The sequence below is a fragment of the Citrobacter sp. Ca225 genome, assembly GCF_030337175.1.
Lineage (GTDB): Bacteria > Pseudomonadota > Gammaproteobacteria > Enterobacterales > Enterobacteriaceae > Citrobacter_A > Citrobacter_A amalonaticus.
In genome coordinates this window covers 364,150-388,646 of record NZ_JAOWCD010000100.1, presented here as the reverse complement: position 1 = coordinate 388,646, position 24,497 = coordinate 364,150, and the positions used below count along the sequence as shown (strand labels likewise).

Here is a 24,497-nt window from a genome sequence, read left to right as displayed (position 1 = left end):
ACAATGTTTTAATAATGTGTAGCCGGGTTATTTAGCGGTCAGGATATTATTATTTTTGCTTTAAGGTGTTATTCATATAATCGTTCAGGGCCGCACCGATTTTATTCACATCGTAAACACAGCCCGTCCATGTCCCACCGCTCACTGCCTGAAGCATCGCCCAAAGCCGGGTATCGTCTGGCAGTTCCGGATCAGGAAGTAAATCCTGATGGCTGGGTCTGGCGTTCAATATTGCGGTAGCCTCCTCCCGTGAGGGTAATTTTTCATCGTTACGGGTTCCGAGGAAATTGACTTCGCCCTGAAGTTCGCGGCAATCAATTTTGATTTCAATAATATCCCCGGTGCGTAATTTACTGATTGGCCCCCCGGCGAGGGCTTCCGGTCCCACGTGACCAATGCACGCGCCAGTGGAAACGCCCGAGAAACGCGCATCCGTGATCAGGGAGACATGCTTACCATAAGACAGATGTTTCAGGGCGCTGGTGACCTGGTAGGTTTCTTCCATCCCGGTACCGGAAGGGCCAACGCCGATAATGACCAGAATATCGCCTGCTTTAATTTTGTCGTGCTTGATATCGTAAATTGCTGTTTTCTCGGACAGATAAACCTTCGCCACCCCTTTATGGTAATAGATGCCTTGATCATCAATTACCGAAGGGTCAATGGCGGTGGACTTGATCACCGATCCTTCCGGAGCAATATTGCCAACCGGGAAGGTGATCGTTGAAGTCAGGCCACGCTCCCGCGCGCGTTGCGGTGACATGATCACCTCGTCGGCGTCGATCTGTTCCTGGTCGCGCAGCAGCTGTTTGAATCGCTGCCGCCGCTCGGAATGTTCCCACCAGTCGAGGTTCTCCTTCAGTGTGCTGCCGGTTACGGTCATCACGTCTTCATGCAGCAATCCAAGACTGCGAAGATGTAACATCACTTCCGGCACACCGCCTGCCATGAATGCATTCACTGTCGGGTGATAAACCGGACCATTCGGGAGCACACTCACCAGTCGGGGCACACGCTTATTGATGCGGATCCAGTCGTCAACGGTCGGGACATGGCAGCCTGCCTGATGGGCAATCGCCGGGATGTGCAGCAGCAGGTTTGTTGAACCGCCGAACGCTGCATGAACCGTCATCGCATTCTCAATCGCTTTGTCGGTAAGGATTTCCCGGGTAGTAATACCTTTTTTACATAAGTTCAACGCTGCCCGCGCGGAGGCTCTGGCGATCTCTTGCCATACCGGCTCACCGGAAGGGGCTAGCGCAGAGTGCGGGATCGCCAGCCCAAGACCTTCGGCCACCACCTGCGATGTCCCGGCGGTACCCAGAAATTGACAGCCGCCGCCAGAGGAGGCACAGGCCTTACAGCCAGCACGACGAGCGTCCTGTAGCGATAACTCGCCATTGGCGAAGCGTGCGCCAATGGTCTGCACTTTGCCGTTATCTTCTCCATCCTTCGCGGGCAGCGTCGCGCCACCAGGCACCAGCACTGTCGGTTTGTCATGCTGCGCGGCGAGGGCCATCATGGTGGCCGGGAGTCCCTTATCACAGCTCGCCACGCCAATAACGGCTTTCGCATCGGGCAAGGAGCGGATCAGGCGGCGCATCACCATTGAGGCGTCATTACGGTATGGCAGTGAATCAAACATGCCCGTTGTACCCTGTGTTCGTCCGTCGCAGGGATCGGAAACATACACGGCATAGGGTAGGGCGCGGTTCGCTTTGATCACCTCTGCTGCCGCTTTCATCTGGATATCCAGCTCGTAGTGACCCTGGTGCAGCGCCAGTGCGATGGGCTTACCGTCTTCCCCGCGTAACCCTCCCAGCGTGCTGAGCAGCAAAATGCCGTCGCGATCCAGCTCATCCGGAGACCAGCCCATTCCGGCATTCATCGTCATCCCGAACAGATCCCCGCTCGGGCGGTTGATGAGCATCTCCGCCGTCAGCGGCAGTTCACCGTCAGGCCCATCGGCGTGCGTTCTGACGGTGTAGATATCGTGACTCTCGTCAGCAAAAATAGAGCGAACAGACATGATCTTCTCCTCAGAGCGATATAATTCCCTGCGCGACCAGCAGCGCATGGACTTTTTCTTTGGCTTCTTCTGACACATCGAGAATCGGCGGCAAGCAATACGTCTCCACCGGCAATCCCACGCACTGCATGCTGTATTTGATCAGTGAGACAAACGGCGTTTCCAGGGCGTAAATCGCCGGCAGTTGCAGCAGCTTTTGATTCAGGGTAGCGGCAGTTGCCAGATCGCCCTCGCGCCAGGCGTGATAGATACCGACAGAGAGCTCCGGAGCAAAGTTCGCGCTGGCGGATATTGCGCCATCGCCGCCCAGCAGCAGGGTGTTGAGTAAATGGTCGTCGTAGCCGCAGAAGACCGAAAATGACGGGCGCACTGACTTAACGGTGTTAATCATCGTGCGCAGATGGCCGACGCTGTCGATAGTGTCTTTGATCCCGACGATGTTCTCATTTTGCAGCGCCAGACGTTTCACGGTCTCTGGGGTTAAGTCCTGACCGGTCAGATCCGGAAAGTTGTACAGGATCACCGGCAGCGTGACGCTACGGGCGATCTGCTGGTAATAGTCGTCAAGATTGCGTGACGCGACTTTCCAGTAGTAGGGGTTAATTGCGACGACGCCGTCAGCGCCGCAGGCCTGGGCATGTTGTGCCAGTTTGACCGCTTCATCAGTAGAAGGCGAACCGACGCCAATCAGGACCGGAACCCGACCACCGACAACGGCAACGGCTTCTTCGGCGAACGCCATTCGCTGGGCGGTATTCATCTGGCTAAATTCACCCCCGGTGCCAAGGTAAAACAGCCCGTCGACTCCCTTATTGATCAGGAAGTCGGCAACCTGACGCATTGCTGTTTTATCAATGGTCCCGTCACGATGAAACGTGCTGGATACCGGTGGAATAATGCCGCTGAATTTTCTCATTACCTCAGTTTCCTTTTCGTAAATACTCATTTTCGTTTCTGTAGCCCAGCCCATAAGATATTTGCCCGGCACATTTGCGGAGCAGTTCCAGATAGCCGTCGATCTTATTTCCTGAATAAACCACAGGATCGCCTGACAGCGAGATCGCATAGTTGACCCGGTTATACATATTGAATACCGGCATACTTAAACATACCGCGCCATAGGTTGATTCTTCACTGTCTATGGCCCATCCCCGAAGTCGTGTTTTTTGCAACTCCTCCAGAAATAACTTTTTATCGGTTAACGTATTGCGCGTATGTGGCGTTAACGTGATCGCATCTAAAAAATAATCCAGTTCTTCCCGTGTTTTCCAGGCTAATAACGCTTTACCCAGCGCGGTAATGTGTAATTCCAGTTTTTTGCCAATCCAGCTTTTACTCGTTGGCACTGATTCCGGGCTTTCAACCTTGTCGAGATAGATAGCAGAATAGCGCTCCATTGCCCCCAGGTGACAAACCAGGCCGCTTTTCAGCGACAGCTCCTGCATAGGCCGTTTCGTCACCTCAAAGATATTTTGGCGGTGCAGTGCCTGACAACCCAGTTCGTAGTTTTTTATTCCCAGCGAATAATGGCCATTTTTGTTTTTAATTAAGAAGCCGCACTCCACCATCACATTTAATAAATTAAGTAGGCTGCTTTTGGGATACTGGAATTCTTTTAATAGCTCCATATAACTCGCCACGCCTACCCATGCAATATGAGTTAATATTTTTTCGGCACGGACTAATGAATTACACCCTTTGCGAACCATACTGGCTCCCTCCTGTGGTTAGAATAAATAATATCGGCATTGCACAGTTGAAAATATGCCTTGTTCAACATGCTGAACCGTAATGCGATGATTAAATGTGATCTTGTACGCAGTTTTAATAGCAGAATTATCGCACTGCCAGTACGCTGAATATGAATACCTGAAAATGAAAGACGACAGGTCGTCGTGGCATGATAAAGTGTAAATTGCACAAAGAACATTCGAGGTTTGCGCGATGCAACAAATTGATTTTTACATGGTTGATGCCTTCAGTACCACGACGTTTGGCGGCAATGCCGCAGCAGTCTGTCCGCTAACCGAATGGTTGCCTGATGAGACGTTACTGAAGATGTCTAAACAACATAACCAGTCAGAAACGGCCTATTTTGTCCCTGCTGAAAACGGCTTTGAGCTGCGCTGGTTTACCACGCAGGGAGAAATCAATCTGTGTGGGCATGCCACGCTGGCGGCTGCTCATGTCATCTTTGAACATCTGGATTATCCGCGCGACAGTATCCATTTTACTACCCGATTTGTTGGCCCGCTGACTGTTGCACGTAGCGGTGAATGGTTGACGCTGGATTTTCCTGCCTGGGGAACCGAGTCCGTCACGCCGCCGTCTCTTCTGCTGGAGGCGTTGGGTATCACGGAATACAAAGACATGCGCGTCGGGCGGGATTATATGGTGGTGCTGGATAATCAGCAGCAGGTTGACGCGCTGCACCCGAATATCCACGCGATGATCCCTTTAGGGAAAATGGTTTGCGTCACCGCACCGGGTGAAGGGAAATACGATTTTGTCAGCCGTTTCTTCTGTCCAGGAGAAGCCGTAGCGGAAGATCCCGTTACCGGTTCAGCGCATAGCATGCTCATTCCTTACTGGGCGGAAAAACTGAACAAAACGGAGATGCTGGCGTATCAGGGGGCCGAACGCGGTGGGGAGCTACGCTGTCAGAGTGCCGGGGAGCGTGTACATATCGGCGGACAGGCAACCACGTATTTGCTGGGTAAAGTTTTGTTGCGCTAGATAGCCCTGATACCAGTCACTACAAGACTCACGAAGTCAGGATGAAGGCGCATCATGCTTAAACCGGAGTATGTCATCAGATTGAATGTCTGTCGGCAAATGACCGTAAAAAGCCAACAGCCGTAATAAATCCGATCGGCAAATACATACCCCGCTCATTGAGCAATGTCAGAACCGCATTCTCATCCATCTTATTTTATCCATACACACTGGATGGCGTACTGAGCGGAAAAGGGACATGAAAAAAAATTCCAGCGTTGCCATCCTGCTCACCGGCCAAGAGATACGTTGAAACCAGCAAAACGGCGATCGCCGGGGATATAAGTTCAATCAATCTTCATTATGGTATAGGTCTGTTCTATTGATCTGACGCGCTTAACGACTCGCTGCCGTTCGGTATGTTAGTCACACGTAACCTGACGGTGACGCCCGCAGGGGGATCAAGCGGATAATCCCTGCGACATCAAATGAGGAGGGAGTATGTTTTCTTACATCATGCTGGGTACGAACGATCTGCCACGTGCGATCGGTTTCTACGATCCGTTAATGGAGCTGCTTGGGCACCCGAAAGCAGGCCGCGGCGAAGAGGGCGCATCATGGGGGATGTTCAGTGAAAACCACACCACCGGATTGTGCGTTGGCAAACCCTTTGATGGCCAGGCCGCAGGTGTCGGTAATGGCACGATGGTGGCGCTGAATGCCCGATCCGTCGAACATATCCAACAACTTCACGCGCTCGCTCTTCGCCTGGGCGGCGCGGATGAAGGCGCGCCGGGTCACAGACCACAGTATGGACAAGGCTTTCATAGCGCCTATGTCAGAGATCCCGACGGCAATAAGCTGGCGTTTGTCTACTATGCAGACGAATACTGAACATATCTTATGCAACAGGCTCCACCAACACTGCAGGGGTTTGATGTTTCCACGCCCGATCAGGTGGCGGATGCAATTAGCGCTGGTGCGACGGGGGCCATTTCAGGCTCTGCCATCGTCAGGATCATTGAGAAAAACAGAGATAATGAGGAAACGATGCTGGCTGAGTTAAAGGCATTTGTGATGAGCATGAAAGCGGCAATGCGTCAGCAGTAAGTACGTTTCTATTGCCTGTCGGTAGCGGCAGGCAATGGGTGACGCGACCCTGAATCTGGCGATCAATTCCGTCATCCTCATCTTCGCAAATATGGCCTGGGATGGTAAATGAGGCAATGTCCACGACGACGGGCGTGATTTCGACGGCGATCACATTTTTCCGACCTGCGCATATCCCTGCTGAAATTACGTGTTACCATTCATCTCGTAAATACCTTTCAACTCAACCCGAGGCTTTGATGCTGGAGAATGTAATCATCTGATAATCAGTTTCCCCGACCTTTTCAGGCCGGACTGATTGTCAATGCGCCGAAATCGAATGCGGACACCGCTGTGTGTTTGCACGTTTTGCACATGATGATTAAACAGGTTTTCCAGTATGAATTTATCCCGTCAGGAACAACGTACCTTACACGTTCTCGCCAAAGGTGGACGTATTGCGCACGTCCGCGATGCGTCAGGTCGCGTCACCTCCGTTGAATGCTACAGCCGCGAAGGGCTGCTGCTCGCCGACTGTACACTTGCCGTCTTCAAAAAACTCAAAACCAAAAAGCTGATCAAATCCGTCAATGGTCAGCCGTACCGCATTAATACCACCGGGCTGAACAACGTGCGTGCTCAGCCAGATAACCGCTAAGGAGAGCGTTATGACAACACGCAACTTCACTATTCATATTACCGATGAAAGTGATGCCAACGACATCCGGGAAGTCGAAACCCGCGCCTTTGGCTACAGTAAAGAGGCCTGCCTGGTGGCTTCTTTGCTCGAGGACGACACTGCGCGTCCAACGTTATCGTTGCTGGCCAGACAGGAAGGTAACGCCGTCGGGCATATCCTGTTTACCCGGGCGACATTCAAAGGAGAAATGGATTCCCCTCTGATGCATATCCTTGCTCCCCTGGCGGTCATCCCTGAATACCAGGGGAGGGGCGTGGGCGGATTATTGATTCGTACCGGTATAGAACACTTACGCTCGATGGGATGCCAGTGCGTTTTTGTTCTCGGTCATGCCACTTACTATCCGCGACATGGATTTGAACCCTGTGCAGGAGACAAAGGCTTTCCCGCGCCTTATCCCATTGCGGAGGAACATAAGGCCTGCTGGATGATGCAGTCCCTCTCCGCACAACCCTTTGATCGTGCCGGCGACATCCAATGTGCGCAGGCCTTAATGAAACCGGAGCACTGGCGTGAATAACAATCAGACTGAACGCTCTCTTATTCGTAACGCAATGAAAGGAATTAACTAATGGATATCCCACGTATTTTTACGATTAGCGAAAGCGAACATCGCATTCATAACCCGTTTACGCCGGAAAAGTATGCCACATTGGGCCGGGTGTTACGCATGAAGCCGGGAGCGCGCATTCTTGATCTCGGCAGTGGTTCTGGTGAGATGCTCTGCACCTGGGCGCGCGATCACGGCATTAACGGTACCGGTATCGACATGAGCCAGCTTTTTACTGCCCAGGCAAAACACCGTGCTGAAGAGCTTGGCGTCAGCGAACGCGTCCATTTTATTCATAACGACGCGGCGGGCTACGTCACGGACGAAAAATGCGACGTGGCGGCCTGTGTTGGCGCGACCTGGATTGCCGGTGGCGTAGCCGGAAGCGTCGGGCTGTTGGCAAAAAGCCTCAAGCCAGGCGGAATGATACTGATCGGTGAACCTTACTGGCGTCAGGTTCCCGCAACGGAAGAGATCGCCCAGGCCTGTGGTGTTTCGTCGAAGGCTGATTTTCTCACCCTTCCTGGGCTCGTCTCTTCTTTCAACGAACTCGGCTATGACGTTGTTGAAATGGTGCTGGCAGACCAGGAGGGCTGGGACCGATATGAAGCGGCGAAATGGCTGACAATGCGCCGTTGGTTAGAAGCTAATGCAGAGGATGATTTTGCCGATGAGGTTCGCGCGGAGTTGACGATAGCGCCTGAACGCCATGTCACCTACACCCGGGAATACTTCGGTTGGGGCGTATTTGCGTTAATCGCACGATAAAGTAAGTAATGCGGCATAGCCTGAGGGCTATGTCGTATTCTCTCCAGAAGAGAAGCGTCGTGGCAAAAGCAACGACCGTATTAAATAATTATCACACCTGAAACCTTCTTCCTTTCTGTCTCACAAAGACGTCCGGCCAGGTGCGTCCACAATTAATCGTTAAAACAGCGAAAATGGATTGTTTCTGTGACGCGGTTATAATAATTATTTAATAATCCATAAAAGGTTAGGACCTGTTTTTAAATACGTTAAATAATTTCTTGTTAATAATTAACATTCTCTTCTCTTGTGTTTGTAGGATAATTCAGTGTTTTCAGAAGATTCTTAAAATGTATTTTTGATAATTCCTAAGATTGATGCTGATATTTATTTATTTTCCTGGACGGCGATTAAATAATCCTGGTTTTTTTATGATTTAACACGTTGTTGTGTTGATTTATTGTTTCTGTTTGTTTTCTGTATTGTTACACCATATGACTTTTTTGTTTTTTGTAACAAATTGATATTTATATAAATATGTTGGTTTTTGTTAATATTCCGATCTGGTGTGACGATAGAAATAAGAATAGTGATAGTTTTTTCCTATCATGATGTATTAGATTGAACAGTTATATCATTTGGCAGTTTTTTTTAAGTTAAGTGTATATTTGCGAATAGCGATACAAGGAGGGATAACGTGGTTGTCGATGATAAAATTTCTCCACTGATCGCTCTTGCGCTGAGTGAAATAAAAAATTGGGCAGCGAGGCCATCAGATCGGAAACCATTCTGCTTTCTTCCTGCAATGTGGGTACAAACACGATGCTGTTGCGCCATAGTCGCTGAATATACATTAGTGAGTATTTCAGATAAACAAGATAATTTGTTCCTGAAACAACATATAAACTATAGTGATTCTATTAGTCTGATTATTGAAAAACTTAAGGATGCGCAGGCTAACAGTGGGGAGCAGACGTGTGAGTTCTGCCAGTTTATGGCGAGGATGAATCGGGCGGATAAACACACGCTCAATGCGATTGTTTGTCTGGATACCTATGCTGACGCTTCGCAATATCTGGGGTTGAGCCAGAAGTCGATATACTCAAGGTTGTACAGTATTCTTGAACGTATTAACGTAAGGGATAAGCGGTTATTTTTTCGCTGGTATAAATATATGTTGATTCATTCAACAACATTCCGGCCTCAGGGCCTGAATATTGTCCTTTCTGTGGCGGATTTTCCACCAGGCTCAGAAGTGAATGAAACGATCAACGGGCACTGAAACGTAACAGAAAAGGGAATCCTTACGGATTCCTTTTTCGCGTGTCCTGTTCAGCACGTCTATGGCAAGGGAGATCCGGCAGGGGGCACCCCTTGCCGCATCAGACTGATATTCTATACAGATGATAAGCCCTTCCGGGTTACGTCAGGATTGACGTTCGTGAATTGAATGGCTTTGGCTACCTGATGTGGGCCATTAAAACCGAACATTTACTGCGACGCCTGTTAGCAGAAAAACATACGTTATGGGCTAAGACCTGCTTTAGAGAGGGAACTTACTGATACCCGCGTTTGCTTCTTCAGACCGCAGTCAGAGTTGTTTTTCGTACAGGCGATAGCGCTTATAGGCAACTCCGCCGATGCGTTCCAGGATTGTGCGCATCCCGCTATTAGACTCCAGAATCCAGGACATCTCCAGCGCGTCAATATGGTGTCTGGCAAACGGGTCGCGTAATGCCTCTATTAACAGCAGAGCCATGACCGGGCCAATGCGGCTGAACTGATATTCCTGACGAACGCCCATCAGAGGCACCCGCGCGGTGCGCACACCGCTCACTTTTAGTCGCCAGAGCAGTTTGGCCCAGCCGAAAGGCAACAGCCGACCGTTGAGATCGGCGATCGCCTCATTAATATTCGGCAGGCCAACGATAAAGGCGCAAGGCACCGAATCTATTTCAGCAATGTGAATCATATCGTCCGGAACAAGGAATTTGAGCTGCTCGCCCATGGAGGCGAATTCGTGTTCCGTGAAGGGGACAAATCCCCAGTTGTGCTGCCATCCGGAGTTGAAAATTTCACGCAGAATCTGCATTTCTTCACTAAACCGCTTACGGTTGATGCTGCGAATGGTGACCTTTTGACGCACCTGATCCATCAGTCGGACCAGCGACGGTGAGAAAGATAAATCTGTGCGCTGCATCCAATAGGCAAGCAGATCGATTCCTTTGGTGTATCCCAGTTGTTCCACGTGAGCGCCATAATAGGGTTTCCCGTGTGGCATCAGCGCGCAGGGCGGCGTCTCAAAGCCATCAACCAGCAGGCCGCTTTCCTGGTTAATGTTCAGGCTAAAAGGTCCGGTGATTTTTTGCGCCCCGGCGGATTTCAGCCATGATTCGGCGGCGGCAAACAGTGCGCTAAAGACCTCAGGGTCGTCGATGGCATCGAGCATGCCAAAATGACCCGTGTCGTTGCCATACCGTTTGCGATGCAGGGTGTCAATTTGTGCCGTGATGCGTCCGACGACCCGTCCTGCTTTTTTAGCGATCCATGCCTGCCAACGAATATGTTCAGAACCCGGATTTTTCGCGGACAGATGCTCTGCACGTTCAAGGTGCAAGGGGTCGATCCAGCTGTCGTCGGCGCAATAAAGTGAAGAAGGGAAAGAGATAAACGTGTTGAGGTCATGTTTATTCATGACTTTTTGTATCTGAATCATAAACAGCCTTAAATAAAAAGTGCAGAAATAAACATAATTACACTGACTGCTATGTTGTCAGTCGAAACGAAATAAATTACTGAATGTTTCTTTCTCTCTTTTACCACTTAATGCGGTTGGTGATAAAACAGGACGGTAAAACATAAGACAGGAGGTGGACAGGGCGTTTAATGATAACTCTCCCTTCGGAGAATGAAATAAAATATTTAGCTGGGTAATATCATAATTATTGAAATTGAAATGCAGAAAAACATTTATTTTGCTGATGATCTTTTAGCCAAAAAAGAGATACTGTTTAATGACTATTTAATTTATATTATCACCCGCCGATTATTTGTTTTGTATATCCATCGATTTTAAATTCAAACATTTTCATGGTGTATATGTCCAATAGAATCTCAACTCATTCTCTTCCTATGCGTTATGCTGACTTTTCAACCCTGGTGGAAGCTCTGGACTATGCCGCTTTGGGAAATGCAGGAATGAATTTTTATGATCGACGCATTCAGCCTGAAGCGGTACTGGAATACCGAGAGCTAAAAATGCGGGCTAAAGCCGGAGCCAGACGGTTGCTTTCATTGAATCTCAACAAGGGCGATCGCGTCGCGCTGATTGCGGAAACCAGCGTCGGTTTTGTCGAAGCCTTTTTTGCGTGTCAGTATGCGGGGTTGGTGGCGGTACCGCTGGCCATTCCTATGGGGGTTGGACAACGCGATTCTTATTCCGCGAAATTGCAGGGCCTGCTCGCCAGTTGTCAGCCTGCGGCTATCATCAGCAGTGACCAATGGTTGTCGCTGATAAATGTGGTCAACGAGCATGGTGCGGCAATCCGCATTCTCAGCAATGCGCAATTTAATGCGCTGCCGGAAAAGGATATTGAGTTGCCATTACCGTCGCCAGACGATATTGCTTACCTTCAGTACACCTCAGGCAGCACGCGTTTTCCTCGTGGCGTCATTATTACTCACCGTGAAGTTATGGCGAATCTGCATGTGATTAGCCATGATGGAATCAAATTGCGAGACAGTGACCGTTGCGTATCCTGGCTGCCTTTTTATCATGATATGGGGCTGGTGGGCTTTCTGCTTACGCCTGTGGCGACTCAGCTATCCGTTGACTATCTGCGCACCCAGGATTTTGCTATGCGCCCGCTGCAGTGGCTGAAATTAATCAGTCAGAACCGCTGCACCGTCTCCGTTGCGCCGCCTTTCGGTTACGATTTATGCCTGCGTCGTATCAATGACAACGAACTTGCCGGGTTGGATCTCTCCTGCTGGCGCGTAGCCGGAGTGGGGGCAGAACCCATTTCCGCCGGACAACTGAATCAGTTTGGCGAATGTTTCAAGCGCGCGGGATTTGACAGCAAAGCATTCATGCCGTGCTATGGTTTGGCTGAAAATGCGCTGGCGGTGAGCTTTTCTGATGAAGCCTCCGGCTCACAGGTGAACGATGTCGATCGCGACGTACTCGAATGCCAGGGTAAAGCGGTTGCGCCGACGAAAAGTACCCGGGCGATATCTACCTTCGTGAATTGCGGTAAAGCGCTTCCCGGCCACCGCATTGAAATTCGTAACGAAGTTGGGAGCCCATTGCCTGAAAGAGACGTTGGCCATATCTGCATTTCCGGTCCGAGTCTGATGAGTGGTTATTTTCAGGATCCGGTTTCGCAGAAGGATATCCAGTCAACGGGATGGTTGGATACCGGGGATCTGGGCTATCTTCTGGATGGCTACCTGTACGTGACGGGACGTATAAAAGATCTGATCATTATTCGCGGTCGGAATATCTGGCCACAGGATATTGAGTATATTGCGGAACAGGAACCGGAAATACATTCCGGCGATGCGATAGCATTTGTGACGTCTCAGGAACGGATTATTTTACAGATCCAGTGCCGGGTCAGTTGTGAAGAACGTCGGGCGCAGATCGTCCATAGCCTGACCGCACGGGTACAAAGCGAGTTTGGGGTTTCTGTCAGCATCGAACTCTTGCCGCCGCACAGTATTCCACGGACATCATCCGGGAAACCAGCGCGTGCGGAAGCAAAAAAACGCTACCTGAATCTCTTTGCTGAGTCGCTTAACTCACCGATCCCTATGCCGGGATACTTGCAATGAGCATCACGGTTGCGGTGACAGGTGGAACCGGCTTTATCGGGAAGCATATTATTGATGACCTGCTGTCCCGCGGTTTTGCCGTTCGGGTGTTAACCCGAACGATTCGCCACGACGTGCGCGATAATCTTGTCTGGATCAGGGGGGCGCTGGAAGACAGTGAGGCACTGGCGCAACTGGTCGCCGGGGCGGAACATGTCATCCACTGTGCAGGGCAGGTTCGCGGACACACAGAAGCGATCTTCACCCGCTGCAATGTTGAAGGCAGCCAACGGCTGATGCAGGCCGCGAAAGAGAGCGGCAGCTGTCGACGCTTTCTGTTTATCTCGTCGCTTGCAGCACGTCACCCGGAACTCTCATGGTATGCAAATTCCAAGTATGTCGCAGAACAACGGCTAACGACGATGGCCGCAGAAATTACGCTGGGGATTTTTCGACCTACGGCAGTGTATGGACCCGGTGACAAAGAGCTAACACCACTGTTTCGCGCGATGCTGCGCGGTTACCTTCCGCGTTTTGGCGCTGCCGAAGCCCGTTTGTCATTTTTGCACGTGAGCGATTTAGCGCAGGCTGTCAGTCAATGGCTCATGGCCGACCAGACGCCGGTCTATCCGTATGAACTCTGCGATGGTGTTGCCGGTGGCTACAACTGGCAACGCATTCAGGAAATTGCGGCCGTAGTGCGCAACGGACCGGTTCGCACCGTAACCATTCCGTTACCGTTACTCACATTGTTTGCCGACGCGAGTACGTTAATCAGTCGGTTTGCCGGAAAAGAACCGATGTTAACCAGGAGTAAAGTTTGTGAGTTAATCCACTCTGACTGGTCGGCAAATAATAAATCTCTGTGCGAGAAAATAAATTGGTTTCCCCGGGTTAGCCTGGAATATGCGTTACGGCAGGGGTTATTTTAATTATTTATAATACAGGTATGTTATTTTCTATGTTAAATCATGAAGAAGTAATGGATTACACCCTTGAGTGTTTACAGGGTATGGTCGAAAGCGGCGTAGATATCCATCCTGACAGCGATCTGGTTAATGATCTTGGGCTGGAATCGATTAAAGTTATGGATTTATTAATGTTGCTGGAAGATAAATTCGACATTTCCATCCCTATTAATATTTTGCTGGATGTCAGAACCCCGGCGCAATTAATGGAAGCGTTAATCCCTTATCTGGAGAGTATCAATGAGTCTCTATGATAAATTTTCGCGCCTGGCCTGCGAGCGAGAACAATTTAGCATGGCAGGAATTAACCCATTTGGCACCTGTATCGATGAGGTGTTTTCCGCAACGGAAGGACGGATTGGCAACCAAAAAATTATTCTGGCAGGTACGAATAACTATCTGGGGCTCACCTTTAATCCACAGGCGATTGCCGAGGGGCAGGCCGCTTTAGCCAGTCAGGGGACAGGCACGACCGGTTCACGAATGGCGAATGGCAGCTATGGACCACATTTAGCCTTAGAAAAGGAGATTGCCGAGTTTTTTGAGCGGCCATCAGCCATCGTATTCTCCACAGGCTATACCGCGAATTTGGGGATAATCAGCACGTTTGCCAGTCACAATGCCGTGGTATTGCTGGATGCTGACAGCCACGCCAGCATTTATGATGCCTGCGCGTTAGGTGGAGCTGAAATTATCCGCTTTCGTCATAATGACGCGAAAGATCTCGAGCGGCGCATGATGCGCCTTGGTGAGCGCGCCAAAGACGCGATCATCATTGTCGAAGGCATTTACAGCATGCTGGGCGACATTGCGCCACTGGTCGATATTGTCGAGATCAAAAAACGGTTGGGTGGCTTTTTAATTGTCGATGAAGCCCATTCCTTCGGCGTGATGGGCGCGAAGGGACGGGGACTGGCGGAAGCCGCCGGTGTGGAGCAGGATGTCGATATTATTGTGGGAACCTTCAGTAAGAGCCTGGCTTCTATTGGTGGTTTTGCCGTCGGCGATCAGGGCATGGATGTCCTGCGTTACGCCAGTCGTCCCTACATTTTTACCGCATCCCCATCGCCATCGAGCATTGCAACCGTCCGCTCTGCGTTGAAAACGATCGCAACACAACCGGAGCTGCGCCAAAAGCTGTGGGATAACGCAGCGCGACTGTATGAAGGGCTTGAGAAACTGGGCTATGAGCTGAGTTCGCACATCAGCCCTGTGGTGCCGGTGATTATTGGCGCAAAAGAAGAGGGACTGCGTATCTGGCGAGAACTGATCGCCGCTGGCGTTTATGTTAATCTCATTTTGCCACCGGCTGCCCCCGCCGGGATTACGTTGCTGCGTTGCAGTGTTAATGCCGCGCATACCTACGAGCAGATTGACGCGATTATTCAGGCATTTGCACAGCTGAAAAAATAATCTGCTCTGCGCAGCAGATATTGTTCCTGAGAATATCTGCTGCGATGTCTTACTCCTGTCCATCACGCCGTCTGATGAATGTTGCGATATCAGGGTTGGCGATCGAATCGATAAACCAGTATTAATGCCACCGCCAGGAGCAATATTGGCGGTGCCAGCGTTGTCATTTGCACGTTCAGGGAATAGAGCAGTCCCAGGTTGACGATGATCTGGTCACAGACGTAAGTAAGTAGACCAACGATCACACCGACGGACAGTCGACTCCCGAGTCCGGGAGCGCGGGGGGTGCTAAAGGTGAAAGGGATCGCCAGTAAAATCATCGCCAGGATTAAAAGCGGATGTCCCAGCTTTAGCCACAACGCCAGCGTAAATTCGAGACTGGGTTGACCTGTACTCTTCAGGTAGGAAATATAATGGCTGAGTTGTTTAACTGAAAAACTGCTGCTGGGCAGGGTGAGTTCCTCAAGACTCATGTCCCCGAACAAAGATGACCACACGACGTTCTCTTTCGTCTCGGTTGTCTCCTTACCGTTGGCCCACGCTTTTTGATTGACGCCCTCAAGCCGCCAGACGCCGTTATCTGAAATGGTGGCAGTCCGCGCATAGATATACCGTTGCAGAGAGTGGTCCGCCCGGTAGTAAAAGAGCTCAATGCCTTCTGGTTGGCGATGCGCATCCAGCGATTTTACCGTCACAAACACATTGCCGCGCCGGGCCCACAGAATGTTTCCTGCCGTATCGTGATTGCTGTAGCGCGTTTTAATCTGCAACGCCTGTTGTTGCATCGGCGAGGCAATCCATTCATCAATGACGCCGAGGGCAACGATTAGCATCAGTCCCGCGCTTAGCGTCACTATGGCGATTTTGAAAATTGAGCATCCCGTGGTGCGTATGGCGGTTAATTCCCCGCTTTTCGACAACTGTCCCAATCCGATAATGCCACCGAGCAAAGCGATAAACGGACCAAGATCGATAAGGGTCCTCGGCAATGTCATCAACACGACCATCACCGCCTGCGTCCAGCGGTATCCGTCTGGACTCACATCATCGAGTTCGCCGATCAGATTAAAGGTGGTAAACAGGGGAAGCAGTAACCCTGCAGCCGCCGCAAATCCTAAAAAGAGATTGCGTATGATATAGCGACTGAAGATTTTCATTTATACGTTTTCCATCGCAGCGTGCCGTCGCGAATCAACAGAATCACCAGACCTGACAGCATGAGCAGGGGGACCAGCCATAGTCCCGGCGTGACGGGCAACGCACCGTTGGCAACCAGCGTACGGCATATATTACCGCCATAAAAAATGATGACGAATAAGAGCGTGAGCGGGAGCAGTGTGGAAAACCGTCCCTGGCGTGGCCTGACGCGGCTTAACGGGACTGCCAGCAGCCCCATGAGTAACGCGCAGACTCCGCGACTTTCCCGCCATTGCAGTTCAGCGGTATCCGCCGGTGCAGAGGAACGAGCGAGCGTCTGTATGGATTTCGCCTTGCGTTTGACCTCGCCATTCTGGTCGAACGGTTTCATATTCAGTTTGAGATTGCGGAAAATTTGCTCGTTATCATCACGGCCCTGATGATCCAGGACATAGGCGGTACCGGAGTGCAACATCACTGAGGGCGTCGTGGAGGAGGGATCAACAACGTCCACGCTGTTGGCCCTGAAGATACTGGTTTTACTGGCAGAGGCGGTGTAGATCAGCGCATCATTCAAATGAGCCGCGTCGGGGTCAATCTGACGGGCGAGGATCATCCGTCCATTGTTGTTGACGTTAAACTTTCTTGCCTGCAGGTGACGGACATCCAGCTCTGACTGCGACTGCTGTTCTAACTGATATATTTGTGCGTAAGCCCAGGGTCTGCCGTACAGAGACAGGAGCAACACCAGAATACTCAATGGAATGGCGAGGAACATCACGGCGAGATAAAGGCGTGAAGGCGTGGCACCAGCGGCGGCTATCGCCGTCATTTCCGAATCGGTATACATCTGACCAAGGGTGACGCCGACGGATACATACAGACCGACCGGAAGCAACATCTCCAGCGCAATCAAAACTTTATAGAAGACAACATTCAGCACAACGCCGAGGGCTAATGTCCCGTTGGCCGCTTCGGTCAGGTAACGCTGTGCGCAATAGCAGGCGAAAATAAAAATCAGAAAGCCCACAAGTGTCACCACCAGTCGACAAATGCCGGTCATGATGTAGTGTTCAATTAATTTCATCACAGGCCTGGCGATTCGTTAACCATCTTTTGTACCATCGCGATGACCTGATGCACCTCTTTCGGCGTCAGATCACCATCCTTAGCCCACGAGACGCGGCCCTCTTTATCCAGCACCAGAATGGTTGAACTCATCTCATTGAGTTGCCAGGTTTTGCGTCCCAGTCCGCTGCTGTCGATGATAAATTGTGCCCACGGGTAGCGACGTTTGTTTTTTTCTATCTTGCCGAGGACAAAGAAACCAGAACCAAAGATCACATCATCGGTATTCACGATGGTGGTCGGTTGAAAGCGGTCCAGAGGGAAATGGGCGGCCTTAACGGCTTTTATCAACATTGCGTTTTTCTTTTTTGCCGATTTTCGCCCGGCAATATACTGAACAATGCGCACCTTTCCTGCCAGTTCACCGCTATTCCAGGTTCGGTAGCTAAACGTATCGCGATTATCCAGCAGTAATTCGCCGCGATCCGTAATGACAATGGGCTTAACCGGCTGGCCACCGACAAAGTTATGTGCTGACGCCAGCCATGGCGAGAGCAGAAGTGAAATCATCAATAATCGACGTATCAGCATCGCAAATCCTTTATTTCGCTGAGTCGGGATGGAGAACCCAGTGTCGGGCAATCTACAGAGGATAACGGGCGAGCCATTGCTCTATACGGCCACGAATATCGCCATTCAGTGCGCAGGGCTCGTCGTACGGTGTTCGCATTTCCATTGCATCGGCCACCATCTCATCATGCCGGTCTCCCATCAGACCGTTAATAGCAGCCAGAAAGCGGGAGATGGCGCGAGCATCGTGATTGTCAGGTTCGAGAGAGCGTAACGTATCGAAATAAGAAACCTGCTGACTGATGATTTTTCGCATAGTGTGGAATTCACGTCCTGTCAGTTGCGGTTGGGCCAGCAGGTCCCGTAGCGTGCGCATTTGCGCCTGACAATAGGTGGTAAATCCGTTGGCCGTTTCTGGCTGACTGTGGTGCAAGGAATACTGGACAACCCACCAGACGGGAAGGCTCAGGAAAAGACGCAAGCGCTTTCCATAGGTGGCAATAATCGTTTTATTTCCGTTACGAAACCCGTCCTGGAAGTGGCCGAGAAAAACGGTGGTTTTGCTAAATAAACGGCCTGCCTGGTGGTTCTTGCGATAGAGACGCAGCGCGAAACGTAAATGCTTATAACGCGCGCGAATGTATTTGTACTGCATCCGTTCGTTATCTGACAGCTCGCCGCCGCGTAATTGTTTCAGTACCAAATGCAGTAAGTCCGTTCGGGTAAAACCCTCCTCCCAAAACTGCAGGCACAAATCATAACAGCGACGGATATTGTCCTCGGTGCAGTAGGTATGAATATGTTCCGGTAGCGTGGCATGGCGATCAACGATGTCGTCTTCTTCCACCGCCGCAAAGAGGCGTTGAAGAACGTCTGGCGAGAATTTTTCGTGTGTCATGAGTGAGTCTCTTTGCCTGCGGTAAATGGCAAGCGCTGACGATGGCGATAGGCGTGTAATGTCGGGATCAGGGAAAGCAGCACATCCAGGCATTGTCCGGCGAAATAAGCAAATGCCGCGCCGATTACGCCAAAGAGATGCGACAGCCCTGGTAGCAGGACTATGTAGGCGATAGAAGCCAGGGTCTGTGCGGTCAGAAAAGCCCGCTGTTTGCCGGACATAAGCAGCAGCGATTCCTGAGGAAACCCCAACATTGAGACGATAATTGCACCAAGCATAATCTGGATGAGGTCATACGCCTGGAGGTATTTGACGCCAAAAACCAGCGAAATAAGCGGCTTACCAACAATCACCACCGCAAGTGCTACGACGATTCCAATCCCGCCGGCCAGCAACGCGGATTTCATTCCCAGTTGCCACGGCTTTTTGCTGCGCGGATCTAAGCGCATCACTTCGGGATAAAAGCTCTTTGCAAGCAGCTGCGCTGGAGTTCCTGTCGCATCGAAAAAAGTCATCGCAATTTTAAACAGCCCGGCTGCAGCAGGGCCGAGAACGACACCCACCAATACCGTGCTGCAGGAGTTGCGAGCAGACCAGATCGTGTGGGCAAAGTTGGTTGCCCAGACAAAATTCCATGCGCCTTCAAGGCTGCGCGCCGACTCAAACAGTCGTGGGCGTAGCGCACCGTGAATATTCCGGCTACGCAGTTCGCGCGCGGCAAACCACCAGTACATTGTGCCGCCGACCAGGCTGGAGGCGTACCAGGTGATCACAAAACCGGCAAACCCAAAATCGCCGAAATACGCGATAACGCTGCCCAGCGCGCGCAGGAAAGGTTTGGTGGCCTGCTGTACGGCAATCAAATCAAAACGGTTTACCGCCCGCAAAATCCCCGTTGGGGTTGATGAGGCCATTGAAGGGATCAGCGTGCAGTACAGCATTGCCAGCCAAAAGCTGTCGGCATCGAGGCCTAATGAATGCGAAAGAAACGGCAGTAACCCCATCCCGCAAAGGATCGCCGCAGCACCGCTGGCGATATCCAGGCTAAAGGAAAAAGAGATCACATCGCGGAACTGCTGCTGATTATTATTTTCCAGCGCGGGTGTGCCGTACTGAACGACCAGTTGCCAGGTCTGGAATTTGGCAAAATCGCTAATGGCTTTGGTGTACGACTGAACAATGACCAGCACGCCGAACATCGCAGGCGTCATCCCTTTACCGGCGCAGGAAAGCGCCAGTAACCCCAGCAGGGCGCTCACCACATTGCTGGAGCCTAAATAGGCGCTGTTACGAATGATGGTGCGAAACGCGCCATCAGCAAACCACTTTTTCATGGGATAAAAACCCGCCAGACCTGTTAATGATCACTCAGCAGGAGCAAACCCGCCCAGCATAAAATCTCAGGCCAGTGACGCGTACGTGCCTGAGTTCAGAGATTCTTTTGCTATGGGTGCTCCCCGATTTCGGGCAGGACGCTGGCGTGTTGTGATAAAACACGCCTGCGCTGAGAATCCCGGGCCGTAACGGAGGCGGCTGCCAGCGCTTTTTCCAGCACCTCGCGGTAGGGCGCTCTGGAATCCAGATCGAGAATTCTCGAGCCGTTGTAGGTGAGCTTCATCATGACGTCGATTTTGTCGCGCAACTCGTTGTAGTCGTGGTCGGGCTTACGGGAAAATGCGGTACCAATATCGATATCAAGACGAATGATGAGTTCAGGACGATATAACGCCATTTCCTGATACAGGCGGGATTCGCGCCTCGCCATGCGGGTTTTCACCCAGCCCGTTGCGCGTTCGACGCCAATCCCCGGTCCGTCATAATGAAAACCGGAAATTTCGGCCTGAGGGTAGCGATCGCTAATCACCAGCACGCCGCTTTGCGCCAGTCGCCGGACCTTGCGTAAGTTAGCCATCCGGCGTAGCGAGAACCCGTACATAATTAACGCCGCCCAAAGTGCGGGAGCCCGGGTACTCATGCTCTGCGTTTTTGACGACTTGGTCGCCAGTCGTCGTTCAAGCCATGTCCCGATAAGCGGCAGACGTTTGATTTTGTCGCCATCTTCTCCGGAAACAAGTCCCAGATAGCGGCGTTCAGTTACCCACTTTTGCTGCAGGTTTTTTACCAAATCCGCTGTCAGCGTGGATTTACCGGTGCCATCACAGCCCACTACGGCAATCAGTCCCGGAATATATTCCGGTAATGGACCGTTCTGGGGGCTTAAGTTCTCTGTGTCCATGTCGTTCCGTCTTAAAAAGGACTCGCAAATCCGATCCGGTGATCGCGAAGAGAGGTCTGAATTGAGCGTAATGACTCAGTAAGAATTTTATCCGCCGACTCCCGACCGTTCAGTTCGAGGATTGGTGCTCCGTTGAACGTCAGATGCGGCGTGACCGCGATCTTCTCGCGGAGCACGGCAAGGGGATGATCAGGCTTACGTGAGAAGGCGGTTTCTTCATCGATATCCAGCCGGATCAACAGCAGAGGCCGCCAGGAGGCCATCCACTGGTACAACTGGAGTTCACGGGCTTTCAGGAGTCGTACCCACCGATTACCGCCAGCCGTTTTGGCCAGTTGTGGCCCGTCGAAGCGAAAACCGGGCACTTCCGCCTGGGGATAACGATCGACGATGAACAGCGTGCCTTGCCGACTCTGAATTAGCATGCTGCGGAATTTGTATGCTCTCCAGCAAGAGAGCAGGAAGATCACCAGCGCCGTGATGTTTCCTGGCGGTGCAGAAGGACTCTGGTGTACGTGTGCCGCTTTTTTTCGCAGATAACGCCCCAACAACGCCCCGACAACAGGCAAATGTTCAATCCATTCACCAATACGACCAGAGGACTGCCCGAGATAAAGCTGTTTTGTTGGCAACTGTAGGGCCAGATGCGACGTCAGGCTGGCTGCCAGGGTTGATTTACCTGAACCATCGCAACCGACTATAGCAATCACCCGTGCGAATGGGGGAGGTATAGTGGGAATAGTATATTGACTCACGAAAGATCCAGTTTAAATAATTAATTGAGGGCGGCGGTTGTGTGCCAAGAATATCTGTTCAATAAAGTTGTGACAATGGGTAATTGTCGTTTTAGTATTAACAATTATATCCGGAAGGAGAGTCGGATAATAAATTATTCATGGTGGGTATTTTTGTCTAAGGGTGTATTTATGCAATCAATTAAACCTCCGCTAATAGCCGTTATTGGCAGCGATGGTTCGGGGAAAACAACGGTCTGCGAACATCTTGTTATCTGTTTGCAGAAATATGGCCCGACTGAAAAAGTTCATCTGGGTAAACAGGCAGGAAATGTAGGGCGCGCCGTGGTTAAATTACCGTTAATGGGTAATTCATTAGGTAACGTTATCGAACGTAATAAAGTTAAAACTGCAAAAAAATTACCTGGAGTGGTACCTGCATTAGTGATTATGTTTTTCGTTGCGCGTCGGTTATTGCGGTTTCGCCATATGCTGACGTGTCGTCGGCAGGGCCTCATTGTGTTAGCCGATCGCTACCCTCAGATACAAATCCCCGGCGCTTATGATGGTACCGTATTTCCCGTCAATACAGAGGGGAGTCGCTTCGTGAGTTGGTTGGCCGAACAAGAACGCTCGGCGTTTCACTGGATGGCCAGCCATAAGCCGGATTTAGTGATAAAACTGAATGTTGATCTCGACGTTGCTTGTGTACGTAAACCCGATCACCGTAGAGAAGCGCTGGCAAGAAAAATCGCGATAACACCACAACTGACCTTTGGCGGCGCGCCTCTGGTTGATATCGATGCTAATCATCCGCTGGATGAAGTGCTGGCGGATGCGGAAAAAGCGATAACCGCGTTTATGGCTGCTCGTGGCTATCATCACACTGACGGTAATCAGCCCGCCGTTAGCTTTCATCCTCAGTAAGTATTGATGCCCAGTCTGGCGAACTGGGCATTCTCAGGTATATTCCGTTTCGCTAAGCCGGCAGTTGACTTAGATAAGTAGCAGGGAAGCCCAATACAGAAACCCGGACAGCAAAATCGCCGCTGGTAACGTGAATACCCAGGCCATCGCGATGCTGGTGACGGTTTTCCGCTGTAATCCGCCGCCGTCGACGATCATCGTTCCTGCGACGGCGGAAGAGAGCACATGCGTAGTAGAAACCGGCATCCCGATATAGCTGGCAAGACCAATGGAGATCGCCGCCGTGATCTGTGCGGACATTCCCTGGGCATAGGTCATCCCTTTTTTGCCAATCTTCTCGCCAATTGTGGTGGCCACGCGCCGCCAACCGATCATTGTCCCCATACCCAACGCCAGCGCGACCGCCATGATTATCCAGATCGGCGCATATTCAATGGTGCTCAGCATGTCGGTTTTCAGTTTTTTCAACAGATGCACGTCGCTACGACTGATATCCGCTAGTTTTGCCACTTTATCTGCCGTATCGGAGATGCACAGCATGATGCGTCGTAACTGACCGCGTTGCGGCACGCTTAATGTGTCGTAACTCTCCAGGTTTGCTGGTAACAGTGTTTTCACGCGACCCAGGGCATCCATCGTATTCGCCGGATGGCAATGAAATTCGGTGGTTGAGGAGGGATTCGCTGTCGGTACAGTAAGCGGTTGAGCCTTATCCACTACCTGTTTTATCACGTCAGGGTGCTGCTGAAAGTAGATTTCAAGATTGCTGACAGCATCACGCGTGCGGGTGATTTCGTAGCCTGAAGCGCTCATGTTCACCACGAAACCGGCAGGCGCAATCCCCACCAGTACCAGCATCACCAGGCCGATCCCTTTCTGACCATCGTTCGCGCCGTGAGAGAAGGCCACGCCCGCCGCTGAGGAGATGAGCGAAATACGCGTCCAGAATGGGGGTTTCTTTTTACCGCCTTTCTTTTTCCGTTCTTCAGGAAGACGGTGGATGCGATCGCGTTTTTTAGTGCCGCTCCAGTAGCGGCGTAGCAGGAAGATCAGGCCGCCTGCGATCACCATTCCGACGACGGGAGACGCAATCAACGACGCAAAGATATTGACCACCGCCGGGATGTTTAACGCATCGACTACCGAAGTCCCGTTCATCAGTGCGTTGGTGAGTCCAATCCCAATAATTGCGCCTATTAGGGTATGAGAACTGGAGGCCGGTAACCCGAAATACCAGGTTCCAAGGTTCCAGATAATCGCCGCCAGTAACAGGGAAAAAATCATCGCGAGGCCACGTGACGACCCCATATTGAGCAGTAAATCCGTGGGTAGCATATGCACAATGGCATAGGCAACGCTGAGTCCGCCCAGCAGGACGCCAAAGAAGTTGAAAACCGCCGCCATCATTACTGCCAGATGGGGTTGCATGGCACGGGTATAAATGACGGTCGCGACCGCATTGGCGGTGTCGTGAAATCCGTTTATGGCTTCGTAAAACAGGACAAAGACCAGCGCAAGTAAAAGCATCAAGCCGGTATATAAATCCAGACCAGAAAATAAATGTAGCATAGGGGATATACCGCCATTTTGAAGAGACGAACGGGCGCATTATCAGTGACTTTCGTGATTCGGGCAAAGTGAAATATCACCTTTTTTTGATATGACATCCGTATCGCATTATTTTTTGGATGATTATTTTTATCTAATTCAACGGGGTAGGCGATAATTTAGAAAGGAGAGACATGCTTTTCTGGTTTTAATAATGGAGTGAATATCGATTGAGTCATTAGGCGAATCTGCATATATTCTCAACAATATAAAAACGGAATCTATAAAAGATTTATAAATATTTATTTTATGAATGATTGAAAATGGAAAAATCCTGTTTTGTGGTGAGCTCCTTC

Annotated in this window: 22 protein-coding genes and 3 pseudogenes; 12 read left to right on the top strand and 13 right to left on the bottom strand. The window is 50.9% G+C overall.

Annotation, left to right across the window (positions count from 1 at the left end; all coding sequences use genetic code 11):
• Positions 1-49: 49 nt before the first annotated feature.
• Genes yjhG through OGW13_RS22615 form a run of 3 tightly spaced genes read right to left on the bottom strand, consistent with a single transcriptional unit; the run spans position 50 to position 3,738 of the window.
• Positions 50-2,029, bottom strand: a complete 1,980-nt coding sequence (gene yjhG, locus OGW13_RS22625; RefSeq protein ID WP_141227494.1) for a xylonate dehydratase YjhG — start codon at positions 2,027-2,029, stop codon at positions 50-52.
• A 10-nt stretch (positions 2,030-2,039) separates the two neighbouring features.
• A complete protein-coding gene (locus OGW13_RS22620; protein ID WP_043001082.1) occupies positions 2,040-2,945 on the bottom strand; it encodes a dihydrodipicolinate synthase family protein in 906 nt (301 codons plus the stop codon).
• A gap of 4 nt (positions 2,946-2,949) precedes the next feature.
• Entirely contained in the window at positions 2,950-3,738 is a 789-nt protein-coding gene (locus tag OGW13_RS22615) for an IclR family transcriptional regulator (protein WP_043001081.1), read from the bottom strand.
• Positions 3,739-3,973: 235 nt separating this feature from the next.
• Here OGW13_RS22615 and OGW13_RS22610 point away from each other — a divergent pair, with 235 nt between their 5' ends.
• From OGW13_RS22610 to OGW13_RS22580, 7 genes and pseudogenes are all read left to right on the top strand, one after another.
• Complete coding sequence (locus OGW13_RS22610) at positions 3,974-4,765, top strand: PhzF family phenazine biosynthesis protein (protein WP_287116495.1); 792 nt, start codon at positions 3,974-3,976, stop codon at positions 4,763-4,765.
• Between the two features lie 480 nt (positions 4,766-5,245).
• Positions 5,246-5,638: a VOC family protein gene (locus OGW13_RS22605; protein ID WP_044258118.1), complete on the top strand. Its 393-nt coding sequence runs from the start codon at positions 5,246-5,248 to the stop codon at positions 5,636-5,638.
• A gap of 18 nt (positions 5,639-5,656) precedes the next feature.
• Positions 5,657-5,854: pseudogene (locus OGW13_RS22600) on the top strand (tryptophan synthase subunit alpha); the annotation flags it as partial.
• A 379-nt stretch (positions 5,855-6,233) separates the two neighbouring features.
• Entirely contained in the window at positions 6,234-6,491 is a 258-nt protein-coding gene (locus tag OGW13_RS22595) for a YjhX family toxin (RefSeq protein WP_163447137.1), read from the top strand.
• A gap of 10 nt (positions 6,492-6,501) precedes the next feature.
• Positions 6,502-7,049: pseudogene (locus OGW13_RS22590) on the top strand (GNAT family N-acetyltransferase).
• 55 nt (positions 7,050-7,104) lie between these two features.
• Positions 7,105-7,851, top strand: a complete 747-nt coding sequence (locus tag OGW13_RS22585) for an SAM-dependent methyltransferase (RefSeq protein WP_287116494.1) — start codon at positions 7,105-7,107, stop codon at positions 7,849-7,851.
• A gap of 676 nt (positions 7,852-8,527) precedes the next feature.
• Complete coding sequence (locus OGW13_RS22580) at positions 8,528-9,112, top strand: hypothetical protein (protein WP_044264020.1); 585 nt, start codon at positions 8,528-8,530, stop codon at positions 9,110-9,112.
• Between the two features lie 51 nt (positions 9,113-9,163).
• Here OGW13_RS22580 and OGW13_RS22575 read toward each other — a convergent pair.
• Together OGW13_RS22575 and OGW13_RS22570 are read right to left on the bottom strand one after the other, a co-directional pair.
• Positions 9,164-9,321 (bottom strand): annotated as a pseudogene (locus OGW13_RS22575) (deoxyribose-phosphate aldolase); the annotation flags it as partial.
• Positions 9,322-9,421: 100 nt separating this feature from the next.
• Positions 9,422-10,546: a hypothetical protein gene (locus OGW13_RS22570; protein ID WP_043001073.1), complete on the bottom strand. Its 1,125-nt coding sequence runs from the start codon at positions 10,544-10,546 to the stop codon at positions 9,422-9,424.
• 383 nt (positions 10,547-10,929) lie between these two features.
• On the opposite strand from OGW13_RS22570, the gene OGW13_RS22565 reads away from it, so the two are divergent.
• The 4 genes from OGW13_RS22565 to spt are packed head-to-tail and all read left to right on the top strand — an operon-like array spanning position 10,930 to position 15,023.
• Entirely contained in the window at positions 10,930-12,663 is a 1,734-nt protein-coding gene (locus tag OGW13_RS22565; RefSeq protein WP_206268216.1) for a fatty acyl-AMP ligase, read from the top strand.
• On the top strand, positions 12,660-13,574 hold the full coding sequence (locus OGW13_RS22560; RefSeq protein WP_043001071.1) for an NAD-dependent epimerase/dehydratase family protein: 915 nt from the start codon (positions 12,660-12,662) through the stop codon (positions 13,572-13,574). Before OGW13_RS22565 ends, OGW13_RS22560 begins: the two co-directional genes overlap by 4 nt.
• A 29-nt stretch (positions 13,575-13,603) precedes the next feature.
• Positions 13,604-13,864 carry an acyl carrier protein gene (locus OGW13_RS22555; RefSeq protein ID WP_043001963.1) on the top strand — a complete coding sequence of 87 codons (261 nt, stop codon included), beginning with the start codon at positions 13,604-13,606 and terminating at the stop codon, positions 13,862-13,864.
• Entirely contained in the window at positions 13,851-15,023 is a 1,173-nt protein-coding gene (spt, locus tag OGW13_RS22550) for a serine palmitoyltransferase (protein WP_287116493.1), read from the top strand. Before OGW13_RS22555 ends, spt begins: the two co-directional genes overlap by 14 nt.
• 89 nt (positions 15,024-15,112) lie before the next feature.
• Here spt and lptG read toward each other — a convergent pair whose 3' ends face one another.
• The 7 genes from lptG to OGW13_RS22515 form a co-directional block, all read right to left on the bottom strand.
• A complete protein-coding gene (gene lptG, locus OGW13_RS22545) occupies positions 15,113-16,180 on the bottom strand; it encodes an LPS export ABC transporter permease LptG (protein ID WP_287116492.1) in 1,068 nt (355 codons plus the stop codon).
• Positions 16,177-17,247, bottom strand: coding sequence for an LPS export ABC transporter permease LptF (lptF, locus tag OGW13_RS22540; protein WP_248382221.1), 1,071 nt, complete (start codon positions 17,245-17,247; stop codon positions 16,177-16,179). The genes lptG and lptF overlap by 4 nt, the downstream gene beginning before the upstream one ends.
• Positions 17,247-17,819: a YtfJ family protein gene (locus OGW13_RS22535; protein ID WP_043001067.1), complete on the bottom strand. Its 573-nt coding sequence runs from the start codon at positions 17,817-17,819 to the stop codon at positions 17,247-17,249. The genes lptF and OGW13_RS22535 overlap by 1 nt, the downstream gene beginning before the upstream one ends.
• 52 nt (positions 17,820-17,871) lie before the next feature.
• Complete coding sequence (locus tag OGW13_RS22530) at positions 17,872-18,696, bottom strand: hypothetical protein (RefSeq protein ID WP_043001066.1); 825 nt, start codon at positions 18,694-18,696, stop codon at positions 17,872-17,874.
• Positions 18,693-20,048 (bottom strand): lipopolysaccharide biosynthesis protein, encoded by a 1,356-nt coding sequence (locus tag OGW13_RS22525; RefSeq protein WP_174217527.1) that lies wholly within the window; start codon positions 20,046-20,048, stop codon positions 18,693-18,695. The genes OGW13_RS22530 and OGW13_RS22525 overlap by 4 nt, the downstream gene beginning before the upstream one ends.
• 92 nt (positions 20,049-20,140) lie before the next feature.
• The gene (locus OGW13_RS22520) at positions 20,141-20,932 is read right to left on the bottom strand and encodes a nucleoside/nucleotide kinase family protein (protein ID WP_044258098.1); all 792 of its coding nucleotides are present in this window, start codon (positions 20,930-20,932) and stop codon (positions 20,141-20,143) included.
• A gap of 11 nt (positions 20,933-20,943) precedes the next feature.
• Positions 20,944-21,687 (bottom strand): nucleoside/nucleotide kinase family protein, encoded by a 744-nt coding sequence (locus OGW13_RS22515; RefSeq protein ID WP_248382217.1) that lies wholly within the window; start codon positions 21,685-21,687, stop codon positions 20,944-20,946.
• 171 nt (positions 21,688-21,858) lie between these two features.
• Between OGW13_RS22515 and OGW13_RS22510 the strand changes: the two genes are divergently transcribed.
• Complete coding sequence (locus OGW13_RS22510; protein WP_054177322.1) at positions 21,859-22,593, top strand: dTMP kinase; 735 nt, start codon at positions 21,859-21,861, stop codon at positions 22,591-22,593.
• A 69-nt stretch (positions 22,594-22,662) separates the two neighbouring features.
• Here OGW13_RS22510 and pitA read toward each other — a convergent pair whose 3' ends face one another.
• Complete coding sequence (gene pitA / locus OGW13_RS22505) at positions 22,663-24,162, bottom strand: inorganic phosphate transporter PitA (RefSeq protein WP_181628342.1); 1,500 nt, start codon at positions 24,160-24,162, stop codon at positions 22,663-22,665.
• Positions 24,163-24,497 lie beyond the last annotated feature (335 nt).